Below are 17,274 nucleotides of genomic sequence, written 5' to 3' on the forward strand. Positions count from 1 at the left end.
CACATCGGCCGATTGATGGCGGATGCGTCATTTAGCTGACATCAACCTGAAAGCTTTGTCATGAAAGTGTCATACTTTGCGGTGTCACCCCGGATGGCAGCATTTCAAATCGATGGTCAGATAGCGGCATGATATCATTTAATTCAGTCCGACGATGCCCGTTGCGGTGGTGCGCGTTAAAAATACTCGCGTTGCCCGAACCGGCAGCAGACTGCCCGCGGGCAGGTTCTGGAAGGTCACCGTCGCCCCGGAAAGCAGGGTGAGGCACAGCTGCCCGCCATTGCCGACATAAATCGCGCGTGTGGGAGAAGGAAGCAGGTTCGTATCATCCGGAACGATGTCGAAACCATGGGACGCCGGTGATTCCAGGCCGGCGGCATAGTGTGTGTAAATCTCAGCCATTGCTGTCTCCCGTAAAACAAATCCGCCCTGATTATGCAGCCATGCGGGCGGGTGGGTAAAAGCGGGAACGATGGATACCTTGCGGCGTTTCGATGCCGCACCCGTCTTGTACGGGGAGGCGGATATTATGTGTGTCTTCTCACGCGGTTGGCGGCTCCGGCCATATCGTCACCCGCATAGGCCAAATTGGCGGTCAGGGATTTTCATCCACGGGATCGCGAACCCGCGTTTGACATTCGCCGTCCAGGCGGGTGCTTCGCGCCTCAGTTGCGGGTGTGAAGAATGAAGGCTCTGACGGCGGGAGAGGCTTCGGTTTTCCGGTGAGCGATGGCGAGGTCGGAGGTTGCCGAGCTTGCCGCAAGCGGCACATAACGCACGCCCGGAAGTCGCAGGCAATCAAGCGAGCGCGGCACCAGCGCAACGCCGAGGCCGATGGCCACCATGCTGGCAATGGTGGTGTAGTCCCGGCCCTCCGGGCTGATGACGGGCTTGAACCCTGCTTCGTTGCAGGCCTCGATCGTATTGTAGTGAAAGCCGACATCCGGTGGCTGTCGCGGGGTGATGAAGGTTTCTGCGGCGAGGTTCTTGAGATCGATCTGCAAAGCAAAGGCCAGCGGATGATTTTCCGGCAGCGCGGCCATCAGCGGTTCGCGCAGGACCACATGCATCGCAACGCCTTCCGGGATGGGCGCGGGCGGGCGGATGAAGGCGAAATCCAGATTGCCGTCTGCAATCTTGGCCAATTGCAGCCGCATCTCCATTTCGATGAGCTGCAATTCCACATCGGGATGGGAGGCGCGGAAACTGGCGATCGACTGAATGAGCAGCCCGGAATAGGCCGCGGACGCCACATAACCGATGGAGATGCGGCCGGTTTCCCCACGATCGACGCGCTTCAGCGCTGCAAGCGTCGCTTCGGCATTGGCAAGGATTTTCCGGGCATCCTCGTAGAGAAGTTGGCCGGGGGTGGTCAGCTTCACCGACCGGCGCGTCCGGTCCAAGAGCGGCATGCCGACAATATCCTCCAGCGCCATGATCTGCTGGCTCAGCCCCGGCTGGGCAATGCCGAGGCGGGCGGCGGCGCGCTCGAAATTGCGTTCATCCACCAGCACGGTGAAATAGCGCAGATGTCGCAATTCGAATGTTTCCGCCCGGCTTGCCGGTTTCCTGCCCATCTTCGTGGCCTTTTTAGCAGATTTGAATAATTCCAAGCTATTATCGGTCGGCATTTTCATAATCAATACTTCTGAAAAAAACCGGCTTCGCTTATTGGATCAAAATCTACACCTTGCGTAATAAGATGAGTTAAATTCTCCAGAAAAATATCCGCCCTTGTGGCGGCGCGGGTTGATAAAGGGTCTTGGCGGTGCAGGGAAAAACCAAACACATTTCCATTCTGGCGGGCGGTTGCGTCGCCATTGCCTATGTGGCGTTTTTGTCCCCGGGCATTGCCCTTGCGCAGGAGGCCGGCACCACGGTGCTGCAGACCATTACCGTGGACGGCGTAAAAAAGCAGGATCCCAAGGCCCCGGTGAAGGGCTATGTGGCGAAAACCAGCGCCAGCGCCACCAAGACGGGCAGGTCCCTGATCGAGACACCGCAGTCGGTGTCCGTCATCACAAAAGACCAGATGGATGCACAGAACGTCCGCAATCTCAGCGAGGCGCTGAATTATGTTCCCGGCGTCGTTGCGCAGCCGTCAGGTCCCGATCCGCGTTTCGATGCGCCGCGTATTCGCGGGTTTGCAGGAAACCAGCTGCAATTTCTCAACGGCCTTCGGCTGATGCGCACGGCGGGTGCGCCCTCGTACGAGGTCTACGGCCTGGAGCGTGTGGAGGTCATTCGCGGGCCGGCTTCCGTGCTTTATGGCCAGGGCAATCCCGGCGGCCTCATCAATCTCATCAGCAAGCGGCCAACCTTCGAGCGTTTCGGCGAAGTGGGCGCGCAGATCGGCAGCTTCGACTATTACCAGTCGATGTTCGATATTGGCGGGCCGGTGGCGGATAGTGACAGCCTTGCCTATCGCCTGACCGGGGTTGCCCGCAACGCCCACGCCCAGACGGACAATCTGCAGAACGACCGTTATTTCATCGCGCCGGCGCTCACATGGCAACCCGATGAAGACACGAAGCTGACGGTCCTTGCTTCCTATCAGCATGACAATCCGAGCTCGCCCTCCGGCCTTCCGCCGGCGCTCACCTTTTCCCGCCCGGGCAACATGCTGGACCGCAGCTTTTATGTCGGTGATCCATCGTTCGATACGTCAAACCGCAAGTTTACCAATATTGGCTACGAATTCGAGCATCGTTTCGACGAGACCTTCACCTTCCGGCAGAATGTGCGTTATTCCAATTTCGACTGGTCCTACCGGGCGCTTGGCATGTCCTCGACCAATAGCGGCATGATCGGCAATCTCATCCGCCGCAATGCGACGTTCCAGGACGAGCTGCTGAACACATTCAACATCGACAACAGCCTCCAGGCCGATTTTTCGACGGGTCCGGTTGATCATACCCTGCTTGTTGGGCTGGATTATCGCTATTTCGACAATAACGTAAAAACAGAATTCTGGGCGGCAACGCCGCTTGATCCCGTCAATCCGGTCTATGGCAGGCCGATCAGCCTGACCTCGCGCACGCTTTATGCCGATGTGAAAACCGACATATCCCAGATCGGCCTTTATGCGCAGGACGAGATTTCCTACGAAAACTGGCGGGTTACGGCCGGCCTGCGGCAGGATTGGGCCAGCACCAGCGGCACCACCTTCAACGGCACCACCTATCGTTCGCTCGACAAGGATGACCACAAGCTCACGGGCCGCGTCGGCGTCAGCTATCTCTTCGATGGCGGCATTGCGCCCTATGTCAGCTACGCGACCTCCTTCGAACCGGTGCCGCAGCCGGCTGTCGGCGATGCGCCGAAGCCCACCACCGGCGAACAGTGGGAAGCGGGCATCAAATATCAGCCCGAAGGCTTTGACGGTTTCTTCTCGGCGGCGATCTACGATCTGAAGCAGAAGAACGTGACAACGACTGTCGGCGGCGTGACGCAGCAGATGGACGAGGCGCATGTGAAGGGCGTCGAGCTTGAAGGTGTCGCAAGCCTGGCCGATGGGCTCGACCTGCGTGCGGCCTATACCTACATGGACAGCGAAGTTTCCGGCCGCGTGAACAACGGCAGGGAGCTGGACAATACGCCGCGCCATTCCGCCAGCCTATGGCTCGATTATACCTTCGCGGAGGATACAGCGCTTGAGGGCTTCGGCATCGGCGGCGGTGTTCGCTATGTCGGCGAGCGTTACGGCGATGCCGCCAATGCCTTTGAAATGAAGGGGCTTACCCTTCTCGATCTCGGCGTTCATTACGAGAAAAACGGCTACCGCGCCTCGCTTCTCGTGCAAAACTTGACTGATAAAGAATATATTTCTAGTTGCTCCACTTTCGGATGCTATTACGGTGAAGGAAGAACCGTTATGGGCAAGCTGACCTACCGGTGGTGACCCACATCAAGTGAAGCAGCAGGGGCATGAAGCGTAAGGATCGATGGATGTCGCCCCTCTGGGGGCGGCGGGAATTTTTGGGCCTGCTTGCCGCTTCAGCGCTTGCTGGCAAGGCGCGGGCGGCGGTGACGCCGCGCATCGCCGCAATCGACTGGGCCATGCTGGAAACATCCGTGGCGCTCGGCGTCATGCCGGTTGCCGCAACGGAACTCATCCAGTTCAGGGCAGGTGCCGTCGAACCTGAAATTCCGGAAACCGTTGCCGATCTTGGTCTGAGGGGTGCGCCGAATTTCGAACTGCTGCAACTGACCCGGCCAGACCTTATTCTCATTTCGCCTTTCTACACGCGCTACACCGGTCGGCTGGAGGCCATAGCGCCGGTGTTTTCGCTGCCTTTCTACGTGAAAGGCGAGCCGCCGTTTGAAAAGGCGCTGGCCGCTGTCTCGGCACTCGGCGAAAAGCTCGGGCGGACTGAAGAGGCGCGAAAGGTTCTGGAAGAAACGAACCATGCGCTGCAAGCCATGCGGACGCGTCTCGAAGCCTTTGCGGCAAGGCCGACCTATGTGATCAATATCGGCGACTCCAGGCATTTCCGCGCGTTTGGCGCAGACAGCATGTTCGGTGATGTCCTTGGCCGGCTGGGGCTGAGCAATGCCTGGGCGAACCGTTCGCAATTCACCTTCGCAGCGCCTGTCCCGCTCGAAAATCTTGCCGGCTCACCCGATGCCCGCATCGTCATCGTCTCGGATATTCCAGTCGAGGCCCGCGAGAGCCTGCGCAACAGCGCCATCTGGCGCGCGCTTCCAGCCGTGCGGGAAAATCGCGTGGTGACGCTCGGCAATGTGGCCCCCTATGGCGGCATCACGGCGGCCATGCGTTTTGCGCGGCTTCTGACCGAGGCCCTGACGACGCGGGGAGAAGCACTGTGACAGCACGGCCTCTCCAGTTTCTCTTCGGGATCGTCTTTCTTCTGGCCTGTGGTCTTTCCCTGCATGCCGGGCTGTTGCGGCTGCCCTTTGGTGCATGGCCGGGCCTGCCATTCGATGCCGCGACCATGTCGATGGATCAGGTCATTTTCGCCTTCAGCCTGATGCCGCGTGTGGCGGTCGCCATTCTGGCGGGCGCGATGCTGGGTTTGTCGGGCGCGCTTTTCCAGCAATTGCTGCGCAATCCGATTGCCGATCCCTCCACGCTCGGCATTTCCGCAGGTGCGCAACTGGCGATCGTCATCGCAACCCTGTTCTTTCCCGCGGTGCTGGATGGAAACAACGCATTGGTGGCGCTTGGCGGTGGTGCCGCTGCGGCCTGTGTGGTGTTTCTTCTCGGCTGGCGGCGCTCCTTCGAGCCGGTGACCATGGTGGTGTCAGGGCTTCTGGTCGGCATCACTGCTGCCTCCGTTTCCGCCGCGTTGACGCTTGCGCAGGGCGAATATCTGATGTCGCTCGTCGTCTGGAACGGCGGTTCGCTCAGCCAGCAGGACTGGTCGAATGCGTTTCTGCTTGCCGCTCAACTTCTCGCGGGCCTTGTTCTCACCGGGTTGCTGATAAGGCCACTGACGGTTCTCGGCCTTGGTGATTCCGGTGCGCGTTCGCTTGGCGTCTCGCTGTTTTCAATCAGGCTGGCGGTGGCCGCCGTCGCGGTCATGCTGGCGGCCTTCGTTGCTGCTGCGGTCGGCCTTGTCAGTTTTATCGGCCTTGCAGCACCTGCGCTTACCCGGGCGCTCGGCGTGCGTCGGGCACCCTCCGTACTGTTCGTTTCGCCGCTTCTGGGCGGTTTGCTGCTCTGGTGCTGCGATGGTCTCGTGCAGCTTCTGGCGAGTACGACGGCTGAAGTTTTCCCGACTGGTGCGGTGACCGCTCTTATCGGCGGACCGCTGCTTCTGTGGCTGCTGCCGAAAATCCGGCCGACCGACGTGCATCGCGCCGAAGGTGTGGACCCTGCGACAAGACGCCGGCTTGCGACCCTTCTGCCAGTGCTTGTCATCATGGCCGGGCTGGTTTTTGCCGCACTCGCCATCGGCAAGGGGCCGGAGGGCTGGACGGTGCTGCAAGCCGGCGACCTGCAAAGCCTTTTGCCCTTCCGCTGGCCGCGGCTGGTGGCGGCTTGCGCTGCCGGCGGTCTTTTGGCGATGGCAGGTGCGCTTCTGCAGCGGCTCACCGGCAATCCCATGGCAAGCCCGGAAGTGATCGGCGTCAGCGGTGGCGCGGGTCTCGGTTTTGCCGCCGCCATCACGCTTTTTCCGGCGGCGGGTCTGTTCGAGCTGTTTTGCGGGGCTGGCATCGGCTCGGCAGCCGTCATGATCCTCGTTCTGTTCTTTTCCGTGCGCCGGCATTTGGCGCCGGAAAAAATCCTGCTCGCCGGCATCGCCATCAGTTCGCTCTGCTCGGCGGTACTTTCGGCACTGCTTGCCATTGGCGATCAGCGGGCCTGGCAAATTCTCTCATGGCTCAGCGGCTCTGGTTCGACGGCGACGCCCGCTTCAGCAATCTTTCTTGCGGTGCTTTCCGTCGTGCTGTTTGCCGCGGCTTTGTCGGTAACGCGCTGGCTGACGATCCTCCCGCTTGGACGGGATGTGCCGCTCTCCCTCGGTCTGCCGCTGGCTAGGGCGCGCATCGCCGTCATAGCCGTCGCCGGCATTGCCACCGGGGCCGCCTCACTGCTTGTCGGTCCGCTGAGTTTCGTCGGGTTGATGGCGCCGCACATCGCGCTTCGCGCCGGTTTCACCACGCCGCGCGACCACCTGTTCGCTTCGTTCCTGTTCGGTGCGGTGCTGATGGCGCTTTCCGATCTCGGGGCGCGATCCGTGACATTTCCCTATGAGCTGCCGCTGGGTCTCTTTGCGGCGCTCGCCGGTGCGCCTTACCTGATCTGGCTTTCAGGCAGGCGATGATGATTATTTTGAATGACTTCTGGAGATGACATCCATGGCTCAGGCAACGCTTGCCGCCGATTATGACGATGTTCCGCTTTTTTCGCTGGAAAAAGTGACGATGGAAGTGCCGGGCAGGACATTGCTGCAGCCGTTGACCGCAAGCTTTGCCACCGGCAAGACAATCGGGCTGATCGGCCATAATGGTTCGGGAAAATCGACGCTGCTCAAAATCCTTGCGCGTATCCAGGAGCCAACAGCAGGCAAGGTGTCGTTCGAGGGACAGTCGCTGGGGAGTTGGGGCAATCGCGAATTTGCGCGAAAGCTCGGCTATCTGCCGCAATATACGCCGGCCGCCTCGGGCATGCTGGCCAGGGAACTGGTGGCGCTTGGCCGTTATCCCTGGCATGGCGCGCTTGGCCAGTTCACCAAGGCGGATCAGGAGAAGGTGGATGAAGCCATCGAACTGACCGATACCGTGGCCTTCAGGGACCGGCTAGTGGACACGCTTTCCGGTGGTGAGCGCCAGCGCGTGTGGCTCGCCATGCTGGTTGCCCAGAACGCCGAAAGCCTGCTTCTGGACGAACCCATTTCGGCGCTCGACATGGCGCACCAGCTCGAGGTTCTTTCTCTGGTGCAGAGACTGTCGCGGGAAAAGGGTTTAGGCGTCATCGTGGTTCTGCATGATGTCAACATGGCGGCGCGGTTCTGCGATGAGATCGTCGCACTGCATTCCGGCCATCTGATCGCAAGGGGAGCGCCGAAGGACATCATGACACCGGAAACGCTGGAGCGGATCTATGGCGTGCGCATGGATGTCATGACGCATGCCGCCACCGGCTTTCCCGTCGCCCTGCCGCTTTAAGCTTGTTGCAGCAAAACAACGCGCGGAAGCGCTTGCTGTTGACAGCAATTCGCCGGGCATTTTTCGCCCTAACAATGTCTTAATGGCATCCTACCGCCAACAGACATTGTTAACTGTTTTGCTTTCCTTGCCCCCAATTAAGTTGTTTTGGATCGATTCTGGGGAACAAACGTTAACAGTGCGGAATTCAATATCCGGAGAGGGCAAGAAGGGCTGCTGCGGGTAGGAATGAAACAGGAGAAAATCAGATGAAAAAGGCTGTTGCCGTAACTTTTGCCGCATTGACGATGGGCCTCGGCGGAACCGTTTCCGCACTCGCTGCCGACCTTGCAAGATATGAGCCGGCTCCGCAGGAGCAGGACGACCGCAACGGCGTCAAGATCGGTTATCTCACCTGCGATATCGGCGGTGGCGTCGGTTACGTGATCGGCTCGGCCAAGGAACTGGATTGCACGTTCCAGTCCACCATGGGCGCGCGCCGCACCGACCATTACACCGGCGCCATCCGCAAGATGGGCGTTGACCTTGGCTTCACCACGCAGGGCCGTCTGGTCTGGGCCGTTTTCGCCCCGACAGCGGGTTACCATCGCGGTTCGCTCGGCGGCCTTTATCAGGGCGCAACGGCTGAAGTGACTGTCGGTCTCGGCGTTGGCACCAACGTTCTCGTTGGCGGCACTTCGGGCTCGATCCAGCTTCAGACGGTCAGCGTGACGGGTCAGGTTGGCCTCAACCTCGCAGCGACCGGTACGTCCGTGACGCTCACGGCCATGAACTAATCGGCAAGCGCGCCCGGTGTATTGCACCGGGCATTCTGTCGCATGTCAAAAAGCGCCCTCTTCGTTGTCAGACGGGGAGGGCGTTGTATTATGCAGGTCATGACGATCCCGGCACCCAGATACCTCCCGGCTTTATTGGCTTTTTTCCTCTGTCTTTCTTCGACGGCCTTTGCCGAAGGCGATGCGGCACACGGGGAAAAGGTGTTCAGCCGCTGCTCCACCTGTCACAGCGTTGACGCACCGCGTACCCGCATGGGCCCGCATCTGATGGGCGTGGTGGGCAGGCCCATGGCTGGAGTAACGGATTACGGCCATTATTCGCAGGCGCTGAAAGATGCCGGAGCGGCGGGCCGGGTCTGGACGGAAGAGGAACTGCAAAAATTCATAGCCAGCCCGAAGAAGGCAATGCCGGGGACCTCGATGCGCTTTTTCGGGCTTTGGAGCGAAACGGATATCGATGATCTGATCGCGTATCTGAAAACGCATCCGATGCCGCAATAACCTTCAGAGCGGCGCATCCGCAAGAATCTCTTCGGCATCCTCCACCGTCATCGCCATCACCTTTGAGCCAATCTCGAAGCCGAAACCGTTGCGGGCGAAGGCGGAAAACTCCTTCGATTTGCGTTTTTCATCGAGTTGGACACGGCGAAAGGGTCCGAAGGCACGTTTGCGCGCAAAGATGACGGCCGCAACCAGATCGTTGGTTTCCTCAAGCGCGACTGCTGCCGTTTCCCGGTCGATACCCTTGATCTGAAGTTTTTGCGCAAGGCCGCGTTTCGACTTACCGCTGCGCTGGCCGCTTCGCACGGCAATTTCGGCGTAGGCCGTATCGTCAAGCGCCTTGATGCCATAAGCGAAAGTCACGGCAAACTCGCCAAGCGCCTTTACCTGTGCGGTGCTGATATCCTCGAATTTTTCCCGCGCCTTGCGCGTGATGGCGTCGCGCAGCTGCTTTTCCGTCATCATGCGCTGTTCCAGCCGGTAGAGCGCGGAATTGCGCGCCCATGACAGCATCCGGCTGGTCGGTTCGGTGGCCTGCGTTTCGCCATCCAGGGCCATGTCGTCGGTCAGGAAGGGGCTGGAATCGTCGTTCATTCCGCTTTTATAGCGCGGTAAGCGTGTCTTGCCAGTTCCTTCCCACCGAATGAACTTCGGTTTTCAACGCCTCACGGTGTCTGTGCGCCGGTTGCGGCGACATAGACCGAATAGAGCGATTTCGTTGCGGTAATGAACAGGCGGTTCTTTTTCGGCCCGCCAAAGGTGAGGTTTGCGACCGTCTGTGGCACCTTGATCTTGCCGAGCAGCGTGCCATCAGGTGAGAAGCAGTGGACGCCATCGCCGGCGCTCGTCCACAGGTTGCCCGCCGTATCCAGGCGGAAACCATCCGGCAAGCCACTGTCGAGATTGCAGAATTCCCTGCCATTCGCAAGCTTCACGCCGTCCACCACATCGAAGACGCGGATATGGCGCGGCCGGGACACATCATGGCTGTAGGAGCTGTCGGCGACATAGAGCCTGGTTTCATCAGGCGAGAAAGCCAGACCGTTCGGCTGTACGAAATCGTCGATGGCGATCGTGATCTCGCCGGTTGCGGGATCGAGCCGGTAGACGTTGCGTGTCTTCTGCTCGGGTTCCGCCTTGTAGCCCTCGTAATCGGAAAGAATGCCGTAGGTGGGGTCGGTGAACCAGACGCTGCCATCGGATTTCACCACCACGTCATTGGGCGAGTTCAACCGCTTGCCGCCGTAGCTGTCGGCAAGAACGGTGATCGAGCCGTCGACTTCGGTGCGGGTGACGCGGCGGCCGCCATGTTCGCAGGAAACGAGCCGTCCCTGCCTGTCGCGGGTATTGCCATTGGTGAAGTTGGAGGGTTCGCGAAACACCGAGATCCCGCCATCCGGCACCCAGCGCAGCATGCGTTGATTGGGAATATCGCTGAACAGCAGGCAGTTCAGATCGGCAAACCACACCGGGCCTTCGGCCCAGCGGCAGCCGGAATAAAGCTCTTCCAGCTCGGCATTGCCGACGATCAGATGGCGGAAGCGGTCATCGTGGATTTCGTAAGGGGAGGTCGTGTCTGTGGTCATGAGCGTGGTCCGCTTGAGGGCTTGTCGTTATGGGTTCAGCGCGTGGCCTTGGGGCCGCTTGCCAGAAGGATGACGGAGATGATGATGAGGCCGGTGAGGATGAGGCGGATGCCCGCGCCGAAACCATAGGTATTCAGCATCGAAACCACCAGGAACATGAAGAGCGAGGCACCCCATATGCCGGGGACGTTGGAATCACCACCCGCCACCGCCGTGCCGCCGATCACTACCACGGCGATGGACATCAGCAGATATTCCGATCCCATGTTGAGCGCCGCGCCGCCGGAGAAGCTGGCGAGCAGATAACCGGCAATCGCCGCCAGAACCGCGCAGAGCACGTAGGTGACGAAACGTGTTCCATCCACGGGAATGCCGGTCATGCGGGCTGCGAACGTGCTCTGGCCGATGGCGGAAATCCAGCGCCCGTAAAAGGTCCGGTCGAGCAGCAGCCAGGCGATGGCCGAGAGAAGCAGCGCGACAAGCGCCACGTTCGGAATGCCGAAAGAACTGGACGTGGCGAAAGTGGCCAGTGTTTCCGGCGGCTTGATGCGCAGGCCGCGGTTGGACCAGATGGCGATGGATTGCACGATGAAGCTCATGGAAAGCGTCGCGATGATCGGCGGAATGCGTAAGAGCTTGATCAGCGCATAATTGCCGATGCCGATGGCGACGCCGATCAGAATGGCGATCAGCAATCCGGGCAGAATGAGACCATCGGACACGTCCATGAATTTCAGCGCCAGCGTGCCGGAAAGCGTCATCGTTGCGGGAACGCAGAGGTCGATATTACCAGGACCGAGCGTGATGACGAACATTTGGCCGATGCCGACGATCACGGAAAAGGCCGCGAAGGTCAGGGCTGCGTGCGACAGGCCGAAGGAGCTGGCGCCGCCGGTGAACATGACGGTCACGATCCAGACCGCAGCCGTTGCGGCGAACGACCATATCCATGGTTTTTTCGAAAGAGACGAAAGCCCGTTCATTGGTTTTTCTCCCGCTTTTCGAGACGGTTGAGCAGGATGCGCAGCGCCAGCACGATGATGAGGATCGCCCCTTGCGCGCCGATCTGCCAGTCCGGCGAAATGCGCATGAAGGACAGGAAGGAACCGGCAAGGGTGAGCGTCAGCGCGCCGATGACGGCGCCGATGGGCGAAACCCGGCCGCCGACGAATTCACCGCCGCCGAGGATGACGCCCGCAATCGACAGCAGCGTGTAGCGAAGCGCGATATTGGCGTCGGCCGACGTCGTCAGCCCGACAAGTGCGATACCCGACAGTACCGCGAAGAAACCGGCGAGCGCAAAGGTGGCGGCGCGTATGCCGACAACCGACCAGCCGGAGCGCTCGACAGAGCGGAAATTGCCGCCAACGCCACGCATCAGCACACCGAAGGAGGAGCGCATGACGATATAGTGGGCGACGACCGCAATCAGGATGCTGGCGATGATGGCGATCGGCACGAGCGGCGGTTTTGCCGTCATCAGCGCCCGGATGAAGGCAGGGGCCTGTCCGCCGGGCGAGGGGAGGATGAGGACGGCAAGGCCGCCCCAGACGAAACTCATGCCAAGCGTGACGACGATGGACGGCAGGGCGCGGATATGGATGATGGCGCCAAGGGCCGCATAGACCGCAATCGCCCCGGCAAAAATCGCGATCCCCAGCATCGGTGTGGTTTGCAGGAAGGTGGCGGTGACGCAGGCGCAGAAACTGACGAAGGTGCCCATCGACAGATCGAGATCGTTGACGGACATGATCAGCATCTGCGCAATGGTGGCGAGCGCGATCGGCACTGCCAGATTGAACAGCAGGTTGAGGCCGGTATAGCTCATGGCGCGCGGCTGCATGTAGAAGACGGCGGCAAGTAGGACGGCGAGCGAGGCGGCGGGAATGATGAGGCGGAGCGCGTTTGCCGAGAGTTTCATGCGTGGTCTTCTCCGGCAAAGGAGGCCGCCAGCACATTCTGCTCGGTAATATCGTCGCCGACGAGTTCCGCCTGGATGGCGCCGTCGCGGAACACATAGACCCGGTCGCAGAGACGGATTTCATCCATTTCGGTGGAGTACCAGATGAAGGTGCGGCCGTGGGAGGCTTCGGTTCTCAAGATGTCATAAACCTCCTGTTTGGTGCCGATATCGACGCCGCGCATCGGGTCGTCCATCAAGACCGTGCTGGCGGTGGTGGCAAGCGCGCGGGCGAAAAGCACCTTTTGCTGGTTGCCACCGGAGAGTGAGAGGATCTTGTTACCCATGTCGGGCGTGCGGATTTCGATGCGCTTTTTCCATTGCGCCCCAAGCTCGGTTTCCTTGGTTCTGTCCACCATGCCTGCGGCTGAAATATCCCTGAGCGAGGCGATGGACAGGTTTTTGAGGATGCTCCACAGCGGGAAGGTGCCATTCAGGCTGCGGTCACCCGCCACGAAGGCGATGTCCGTCTTGCGGGCGGGCAGCCAGCTGCTGTTGCGGGCAAGGTAGAGATCGAGAAGCGCTTCGGTCTGGCCATGGCCGCCGAGACCGGCAAGGCCGACGATCTCGCCGCGAAAGGCCTCGAAGGCAAGTCCTTCGCCCCGGCGTGCCGGCATGGAAAGCACCTTCTCGCCCGCCTTGCGGCTTTCACCCCGCCGCCTGTCCTGTTCCTTGACGACGCTGCCCATGGCCTCAACCAGCGAGCGGGTGGTGAAGTCGGCGGCCTTCCGGTCGGCAACCACCCGGCCATCCTTCATCACCACGATACGGGTGGCTGTCGAAAGAATTTCGCCTAGAATATGCGAGATCAGCAGAACCGAGCCGCCCTCACGCACGAAACGGCGGACATAATCCATCAGCTGCTCGGCAAGACCGGCATCGAGCGAAGAGGTGGGTTCATCGAGGATCACCAGTCTCGGCGCGTGCGGTATGCGGCAGAAATTGATGGCGATTTCCACCATCTGGCGTTCGGCGATGGAAAGTTCAGCGATGGTCAGCTCGCAATCGATGCCGTGGCCGGGGAAAATTTCATCCAGTGTCTGGCGGATCGTCGTCAGCGCACGGCCGCGCCAGTTTCGCCCACCCGTGGCGGCATGCATGATGCGGACATTTTCGCTGATCGTCAGGTTCGGGCAAAGCGACAGTTCCTGAAACACGCAGCGAACGCCGTTCGCGCGCGCGGCGGCAATGCCATGGCGGTTTTCGTTGCCGCCATAGGAAACGGAACCCTCATGCGGCGTCAGCCCGCCATTGATGACGTTGACAATGGTGGACTTTCCCGCGCCGTTATGGCCGACGAGCCCGAGGCATTCCCCAGCGCGGATGACGAGATCGGCCCCATCCAGCGCCCTTACCGCGCCGAACACGACCTTTACGCCGCGCGCAGCGACGACTTCTTCCGCCTCGATGATGTCATTCATGAGCAATTACGCCAGTGATGTGAAAAAGTGATCTGAAAATCGGATAATGTGTGGCTATCGCGGCGCCCGTTCCGGGAGCGCCGCAATAGTGGGGCTCTGGGCCGATCCGGCCTATTTGGCCGATGCGATGGCCTTCTGGGCGTCTTCCTGCGAATATTCCACATTCGCCACGCCGCCCTTCTGGGTCGTCTTCAGGTTTTCCTCGAGATTGGCCTGATCGATGCGCAGGAAGGGCACGGTCAGATCCTTCTTCACATCCTTGCCGTCGAGGATTTGCTGCGCCACCCAGAAAGCCAGCGTCGAGACGCCGGGAGCGATGGAGACGGACATGGTCTCGTAACCGCTTGCGTCCTTCTGCTGCTTCCACCATTGCAGCTCGTCTTCGCGGTTGCCCATGACGATGGTGGGTGTCGGGCGCTTGGCGGCAGCGAAAGCCTGTGCCGCGCCGTAACCGTCGCCGCCCTGCGTCACGACGGCCGCGACTTCCGGAAGGCTCGGCAGAATGCCGGCGACGGCGCGCTGTGCGACGTCCTGCGCCCAGTCGCCATTGACGGAACCAACGATCTTGAACTGCGGGTTCTTGGCGACGCCGGCGGCGATGCCGGCGTGGATTTCATCATCCACTGAAACGCCCGCAAGGCCACGTATTTCAAGCAGGTTTCCACCCTTCGGCATGGCCTTGGCGAGATAGTCGATCTGGCTTTCGCCCATCGCCTTGAAATCGACGGCGATGCGCCATGCGCAGGGTTCGGTGACGATGCCGTCGAAGGACACGACGGTGATGCCAGCATCACAGGCTTCCTTCACCGCGCCGTTGAGGGCGGTGGGTGAGGCAGCATTGATGACGATCGCGTCATAACCCTGAAGAATGAGGTTCTGGATTTGCGCCGCCTGTTCGGTCGCCTGGTTTTCGGCGGTGGTGAAGGCGTCGGCGCTTGCGACCTGCTTGTCGGCAACCGCCTGTTTGGTGATCTTGTCCCAGCTCGTCAGCATCGCCTGACGCCAGGAATTGCCTGCGTAATTGTTCGAAAGCGCGATTTTTTTGGCCGACGTATCGGCATGAGCGGTGATCGGCAAAGCTGCGCATGCGACAGCGGCCGACGCCAGAAGCATCTTCCTGATAGCCATTGATTTCCTCCCTGGTGGCTTGCCCTTTCGAGCCCGGAAACGCCCGTCTGTCGCAAATCTCCTCGGCGGCAGACAAAATTCCTTTGCACTGGAGCTCCTTTCCCCAGTAGAAGCGAGAATGACCAAGAAGATTTGGCTTGTACAGGCGGATCACGGCAATCTTCCTGCGGGTTTCCGCAGAAAGCATGCGGGAACCCGCAGGACGAAACGGCCTTGCCGGGCGCAGAATGGTGATGCGGCGTTCTGATATGTCGAAACTGCGCCGCCAGAGGTCGACGGAGCAGGCGCTTGGGAGGGCGTCCGCACATGCTGGATACGCCGAAAAGCGCTCTTTTCCACCATTATATGGGCATTTCGCGGCTGCTTGCCGGGCAGCTCGAATTTAATGCCATCATCCAGGCGGTCGCAACCGAGATCAGCCATATCATCCCGCATGATCATATGGATGTCTGCATCAAGCAGCTGGATGACAAATATCACATCGCCTATGAGAGCGGTCTCGTCAGCGCCTGGAGCCGGCAGCCGCCCGCCCTTCTGACCGGCAGCCCGATCCGTTCGCTGCTGTCAGGCGAGGTCGAGTATCTTTTGAGCGGCGACGCCTGTTCCGATCCGCGCTTTCATTTCGAAGGGTCGTTTTCAAGCCCGATCATCGAACTTAACCTGCATAGCCGCCTGCATGTGCCGATGAAGGTGCATGGCGATATCATCGGCGCGCTGAGTTGCTCCTCCCACCAGTCGGATGCCTATACGATGGAGGATGTGGCGAATGCCCGCGCGGTCGCCGATCTGCTGGCGCCCTATTTCTACGCCATCCGCGCCGCCGAGCAGGCCAAACGCTCCGCCATCGAGGAAGCGCGCGCCAATGCCCGCGAAGAGGGGTTGCGGCTCGGCGCGCTGCAATTGACCGAGGCGTTGGAATCCGAGCGGCAGCGGATCGGCATGGATCTGCACGACCAGACGCTGGCGGACCTGACACGGCTGGCGCGGCGCATTGAGCGCATGAGTCATACCCCCGACCTGTCAGGCGAGATGCTGGAACCGGTGGTGCGCAGCCTGCAGCATTGCATGCAGGATCTGCGCGAGATCATCGAGGAGGCCAAACCCTCCATCCTGCAATTGTTCGGCGTCGTGCAGGCCATCGAGACCTATGTGGACCGCTCCGTGCGCGATAGCGGATCGGCAATCGACTGGTCGGTGACGGATGAGACGGACGGGCTGCTGGAAAGGCTGGACAAGACGGTGGCCATCTCCCTGTTCCGCATCGTGCAGGAGGCGGTGAACAATGCCATTCGCCATGCCCAGCCCGAAGCGATTGCCGTGAAACTGACCGCAATCGACGGCGGTTTGCGGGTGACGGTCAGCGATGACGGCAGCGGCGGCGGCGAAGGCGGGGCCTCCGGTGGCCTCGGCATCGGCAATATGAAGACGCGGGCGCGGCTGATTTCGGCCAGATTCGATATTGGCGGCAACGGCACGGGGGCGGGAACCCGCATCACCGTCACATTGCCGGAAGATGCTTTCGACCGGCGGGAGGACCTGTGACATGGACGTGCTGATCGTCGAGGACGATGCCCTGCACCGCGCCTATCTGAACGAGGCGGTGAGAGCCGCCCTGCCGGAATGCGACAAGGTTCTTGAGGCGTCAAACGGCAGAACCGGCGAAAAGCTGGCGCGGGAAAATCGCGCCGCCCATATCGTCATGGATTTGCAGATGAACGAGCGCAACGGTATCGAGGCGGCACGCACCATCTGGAAGGAAAGGCCGGATACCCGCATCCTGTTCTGGTCAAACTATTCCGACGAGGCCTATGTGCGCGGGGTCTCCCGTATCGTGCCGGAAGGGGCGGCCTATGGTTACGTGCTGAAATCGGCCTCCGATGACCGGTTGCGGCTGGCGCTGCGCAGCATCTTCATCGAGGCGCAATGCGTGATCGACCGTGAAGTGCGCGGCCTTCAGGAAAAGAGCCTCGGCAAGGCGCATGGCTTTACCGATTCCGAATATGAAATCCTTGTCGATGTCGCGCTTGGCCTCACCGACAAGGCGATTGCGCGCCGCCGCAACCTGTCGCTACGCAGCGTGCAGAACCGTCTGCAAAGCCTGTATGAGAAGCTCAATGTGCATCAGGCGGCCGGCGATGACGAGGCGGAAGGTCGCTATAATCTGCGGACCCGTGCCGTCACCGTCGCTTTCCTGCGAAAGCTTTTGAACTATAGCGCTCTCGAAAGAGCCGAGCGGGAACTGGCGGAATGGGCGGGAAGCCGCTGAT

Annotated in this window: 16 protein-coding genes; 8 read left to right on the forward strand and 8 right to left on the reverse strand. The window is 60.6% G+C overall.

The genetic code is table 11. The features are described 5' to 3' along the window. Nucleotides 1-138 precede the first annotated feature (138 nt). Both JZY08_RS21755 and JZY08_RS21760 read right to left on the reverse strand, forming a co-directional pair. On the reverse strand, nucleotides 139-402 hold the full coding sequence (locus JZY08_RS21755) for a hypothetical protein (protein ID WP_003498271.1): 264 nt from the start codon (nucleotides 400-402) through the stop codon (nucleotides 139-141). A 263-nt stretch (nucleotides 403-665) separates the two neighbouring features. Then, the gene (locus JZY08_RS21760; RefSeq protein ID WP_137039380.1) at nucleotides 666-1,577 is read right to left on the reverse strand and encodes a LysR family transcriptional regulator; all 912 of its coding nucleotides are present in this window, start codon (nucleotides 1,575-1,577) and stop codon (nucleotides 666-668) included. Nucleotides 1,578-1,768: 191 nt separating this feature from the next. On the opposite strand from JZY08_RS21760, the gene JZY08_RS21765 reads away from it, so the two are divergent. The 6 genes from JZY08_RS21765 (at nucleotide 1,769) to JZY08_RS21790 (ending at nucleotide 8,912) form a co-directional block, all read left to right on the forward strand. Further along, the gene (locus JZY08_RS21765) at nucleotides 1,769-3,901 is read left to right on the forward strand and encodes a TonB-dependent siderophore receptor (RefSeq protein ID WP_216331679.1); all 2,133 of its coding nucleotides are present in this window, start codon (nucleotides 1,769-1,771) and stop codon (nucleotides 3,899-3,901) included. Between the two features lie 26 nt (nucleotides 3,902-3,927). Further along, nucleotides 3,928-4,830: an iron-siderophore ABC transporter substrate-binding protein gene (locus JZY08_RS21770; RefSeq protein WP_216331680.1), complete on the forward strand. Its 903-nt coding sequence runs from the start codon at nucleotides 3,928-3,930 to the stop codon at nucleotides 4,828-4,830. Next, nucleotides 4,827-6,791, forward strand: a complete 1,965-nt coding sequence (gene fhuB, locus JZY08_RS21775) for a Fe(3+)-hydroxamate ABC transporter permease FhuB (RefSeq protein ID WP_216331681.1) — start codon at nucleotides 4,827-4,829, stop codon at nucleotides 6,789-6,791. The genes JZY08_RS21770 and fhuB overlap by 4 nt, the downstream gene beginning before the upstream one ends. A gap of 34 nt (nucleotides 6,792-6,825) precedes the next feature. After that, nucleotides 6,826-7,635: an ATP-binding cassette domain-containing protein gene (locus JZY08_RS21780; RefSeq protein WP_216331682.1), complete on the forward strand. Its 810-nt coding sequence runs from the start codon at nucleotides 6,826-6,828 to the stop codon at nucleotides 7,633-7,635. Between the two features lie 248 nt (nucleotides 7,636-7,883). Beyond that, nucleotides 7,884-8,411, forward strand: coding sequence for a DUF992 domain-containing protein (locus tag JZY08_RS21785; RefSeq protein WP_003498285.1), 528 nt, complete (start codon nucleotides 7,884-7,886; stop codon nucleotides 8,409-8,411). 90 nt (nucleotides 8,412-8,501) lie between these two features. Continuing rightward, nucleotides 8,502-8,912, forward strand: coding sequence for a cytochrome c family protein (locus JZY08_RS21790; protein WP_216333493.1), 411 nt, complete (start codon nucleotides 8,502-8,504; stop codon nucleotides 8,910-8,912). A 3-nt stretch (nucleotides 8,913-8,915) separates the two neighbouring features. Here JZY08_RS21790 and recX read toward each other — a convergent pair whose 3' ends face one another. The 6 genes from recX to JZY08_RS21820 all read right to left on the reverse strand — a co-directional run bounded on the left by recX (nucleotide 8,916) and on the right by JZY08_RS21820 (nucleotide 15,007). Next, nucleotides 8,916-9,506: a recombination regulator RecX gene (recX, locus tag JZY08_RS21795; protein ID WP_216331683.1), complete on the reverse strand. Its 591-nt coding sequence runs from the start codon at nucleotides 9,504-9,506 to the stop codon at nucleotides 8,916-8,918. Between the two features lie 71 nt (nucleotides 9,507-9,577). After that, nucleotides 9,578-10,498: an SMP-30/gluconolactonase/LRE family protein gene (locus tag JZY08_RS21800; protein ID WP_216331684.1), complete on the reverse strand. Its 921-nt coding sequence runs from the start codon at nucleotides 10,496-10,498 to the stop codon at nucleotides 9,578-9,580. Between the two features lie 35 nt (nucleotides 10,499-10,533). Beyond that, nucleotides 10,534-11,481, reverse strand: coding sequence for an ABC transporter permease (locus tag JZY08_RS21805; RefSeq protein ID WP_216331685.1), 948 nt, complete (start codon nucleotides 11,479-11,481; stop codon nucleotides 10,534-10,536). Continuing rightward, nucleotides 11,478-12,419, reverse strand: coding sequence for an ABC transporter permease (locus tag JZY08_RS21810; RefSeq protein WP_003498295.1), 942 nt, complete (start codon nucleotides 12,417-12,419; stop codon nucleotides 11,478-11,480). The genes JZY08_RS21805 and JZY08_RS21810 overlap by 4 nt, the downstream gene beginning before the upstream one ends. Beyond that, on the reverse strand, nucleotides 12,416-13,879 hold the full coding sequence (locus JZY08_RS21815; RefSeq protein WP_216331686.1) for an ATP-binding cassette domain-containing protein: 1,464 nt from the start codon (nucleotides 13,877-13,879) through the stop codon (nucleotides 12,416-12,418). The genes JZY08_RS21810 and JZY08_RS21815 overlap by 4 nt, the downstream gene beginning before the upstream one ends. Nucleotides 13,880-13,990: 111 nt before the next feature. After that, on the reverse strand, nucleotides 13,991-15,007 hold the full coding sequence (locus tag JZY08_RS21820) for an ABC transporter substrate-binding protein (protein WP_035242996.1): 1,017 nt from the start codon (nucleotides 15,005-15,007) through the stop codon (nucleotides 13,991-13,993). Nucleotides 15,008-15,313: 306 nt separating this feature from the next. On the opposite strand from JZY08_RS21820, the gene JZY08_RS21825 reads away from it, so the two are divergent. Next, nucleotides 15,314-16,549, forward strand: a complete 1,236-nt coding sequence (locus tag JZY08_RS21825) for a sensor histidine kinase (protein ID WP_216331687.1) — start codon at nucleotides 15,314-15,316, stop codon at nucleotides 16,547-16,549. 1 nt (nucleotide 16,550) lies between these two features. Next, nucleotides 16,551-17,273, forward strand: coding sequence for a response regulator transcription factor (locus JZY08_RS21830; RefSeq protein ID WP_082185132.1), 723 nt, complete (start codon nucleotides 16,551-16,553; stop codon nucleotides 17,271-17,273). Nucleotide 17,274: the final 1 nt, after the last annotated feature.

Origin of the sequence: Rhizobium sp. X9 (genome assembly GCF_018873185.1) — a bacterium.
In the GTDB taxonomy this organism is placed as follows: Bacteria; Pseudomonadota; Alphaproteobacteria; order Rhizobiales; family Rhizobiaceae; genus Agrobacterium; species Agrobacterium oryzihabitans.

What these genes read in the sequence shown, in the direction of transcription:
- JZY08_RS21805 (WP_216331685.1), bottom strand. Translation starts at nt 11,481, where the DNA reads ATGAACGGGCTTTCGTCTCTTTCGAAAAAACCATGGATATGGTCGTTC.
- JZY08_RS21780 (WP_216331682.1), top strand. Translation starts at nt 6,826, where the DNA reads ATGGCTCAGGCAACGCTTGCCGCCGATTATGACGATGTTCCGCTTTTT.
- JZY08_RS21785 (WP_003498285.1), top strand. Translation starts at nt 7,884, where the DNA reads ATGAAAAAGGCTGTTGCCGTAACTTTTGCCGCATTGACGATGGGCCTC.
- JZY08_RS21825 (WP_216331687.1), top strand. Translation starts at nt 15,314, where the DNA reads ATGCTGGATACGCCGAAAAGCGCTCTTTTCCACCATTATATGGGCATT.
- recX (WP_216331683.1), bottom strand. Translation starts at nt 9,506, where the DNA reads ATGAACGACGATTCCAGCCCCTTCCTGACCGACGACATGGCCCTGGAT.
- JZY08_RS21810 (WP_003498295.1), bottom strand. Translation starts at nt 12,419, where the DNA reads ATGAAACTCTCGGCAAACGCGCTCCGCCTCATCATTCCCGCCGCCTCG.
- JZY08_RS21830 (WP_082185132.1), top strand. Translation starts at nt 16,551, where the DNA reads ATGGACGTGCTGATCGTCGAGGACGATGCCCTGCACCGCGCCTATCTG.
- JZY08_RS21820 (WP_035242996.1), bottom strand. Translation starts at nt 15,007, where the DNA reads ATGGCTATCAGGAAGATGCTTCTGGCGTCGGCCGCTGTCGCATGCGCA.
- JZY08_RS21790 (WP_216333493.1), top strand. Translation starts at nt 8,502, where the DNA reads ATGCAGGTCATGACGATCCCGGCACCCAGATACCTCCCGGCTTTATTG.
- JZY08_RS21760 (WP_137039380.1), bottom strand. Translation starts at nt 1,577, where the DNA reads ATGGGCAGGAAACCGGCAAGCCGGGCGGAAACATTCGAATTGCGACAT.
- JZY08_RS21770 (WP_216331680.1), top strand. Translation starts at nt 3,928, where the DNA reads ATGAAGCGTAAGGATCGATGGATGTCGCCCCTCTGGGGGCGGCGGGAA.
- JZY08_RS21800 (WP_216331684.1), bottom strand. Translation starts at nt 10,498, where the DNA reads ATGACCACAGACACGACCTCCCCTTACGAAATCCACGATGACCGCTTC.
- JZY08_RS21755 (WP_003498271.1), bottom strand. Translation starts at nt 402, where the DNA reads ATGGCTGAGATTTACACACACTATGCCGCCGGCCTGGAATCACCGGCG.
- JZY08_RS21815 (WP_216331686.1), bottom strand. Translation starts at nt 13,879, where the DNA reads ATGAATGACATCATCGAGGCGGAAGAAGTCGTCGCTGCGCGCGGCGTA.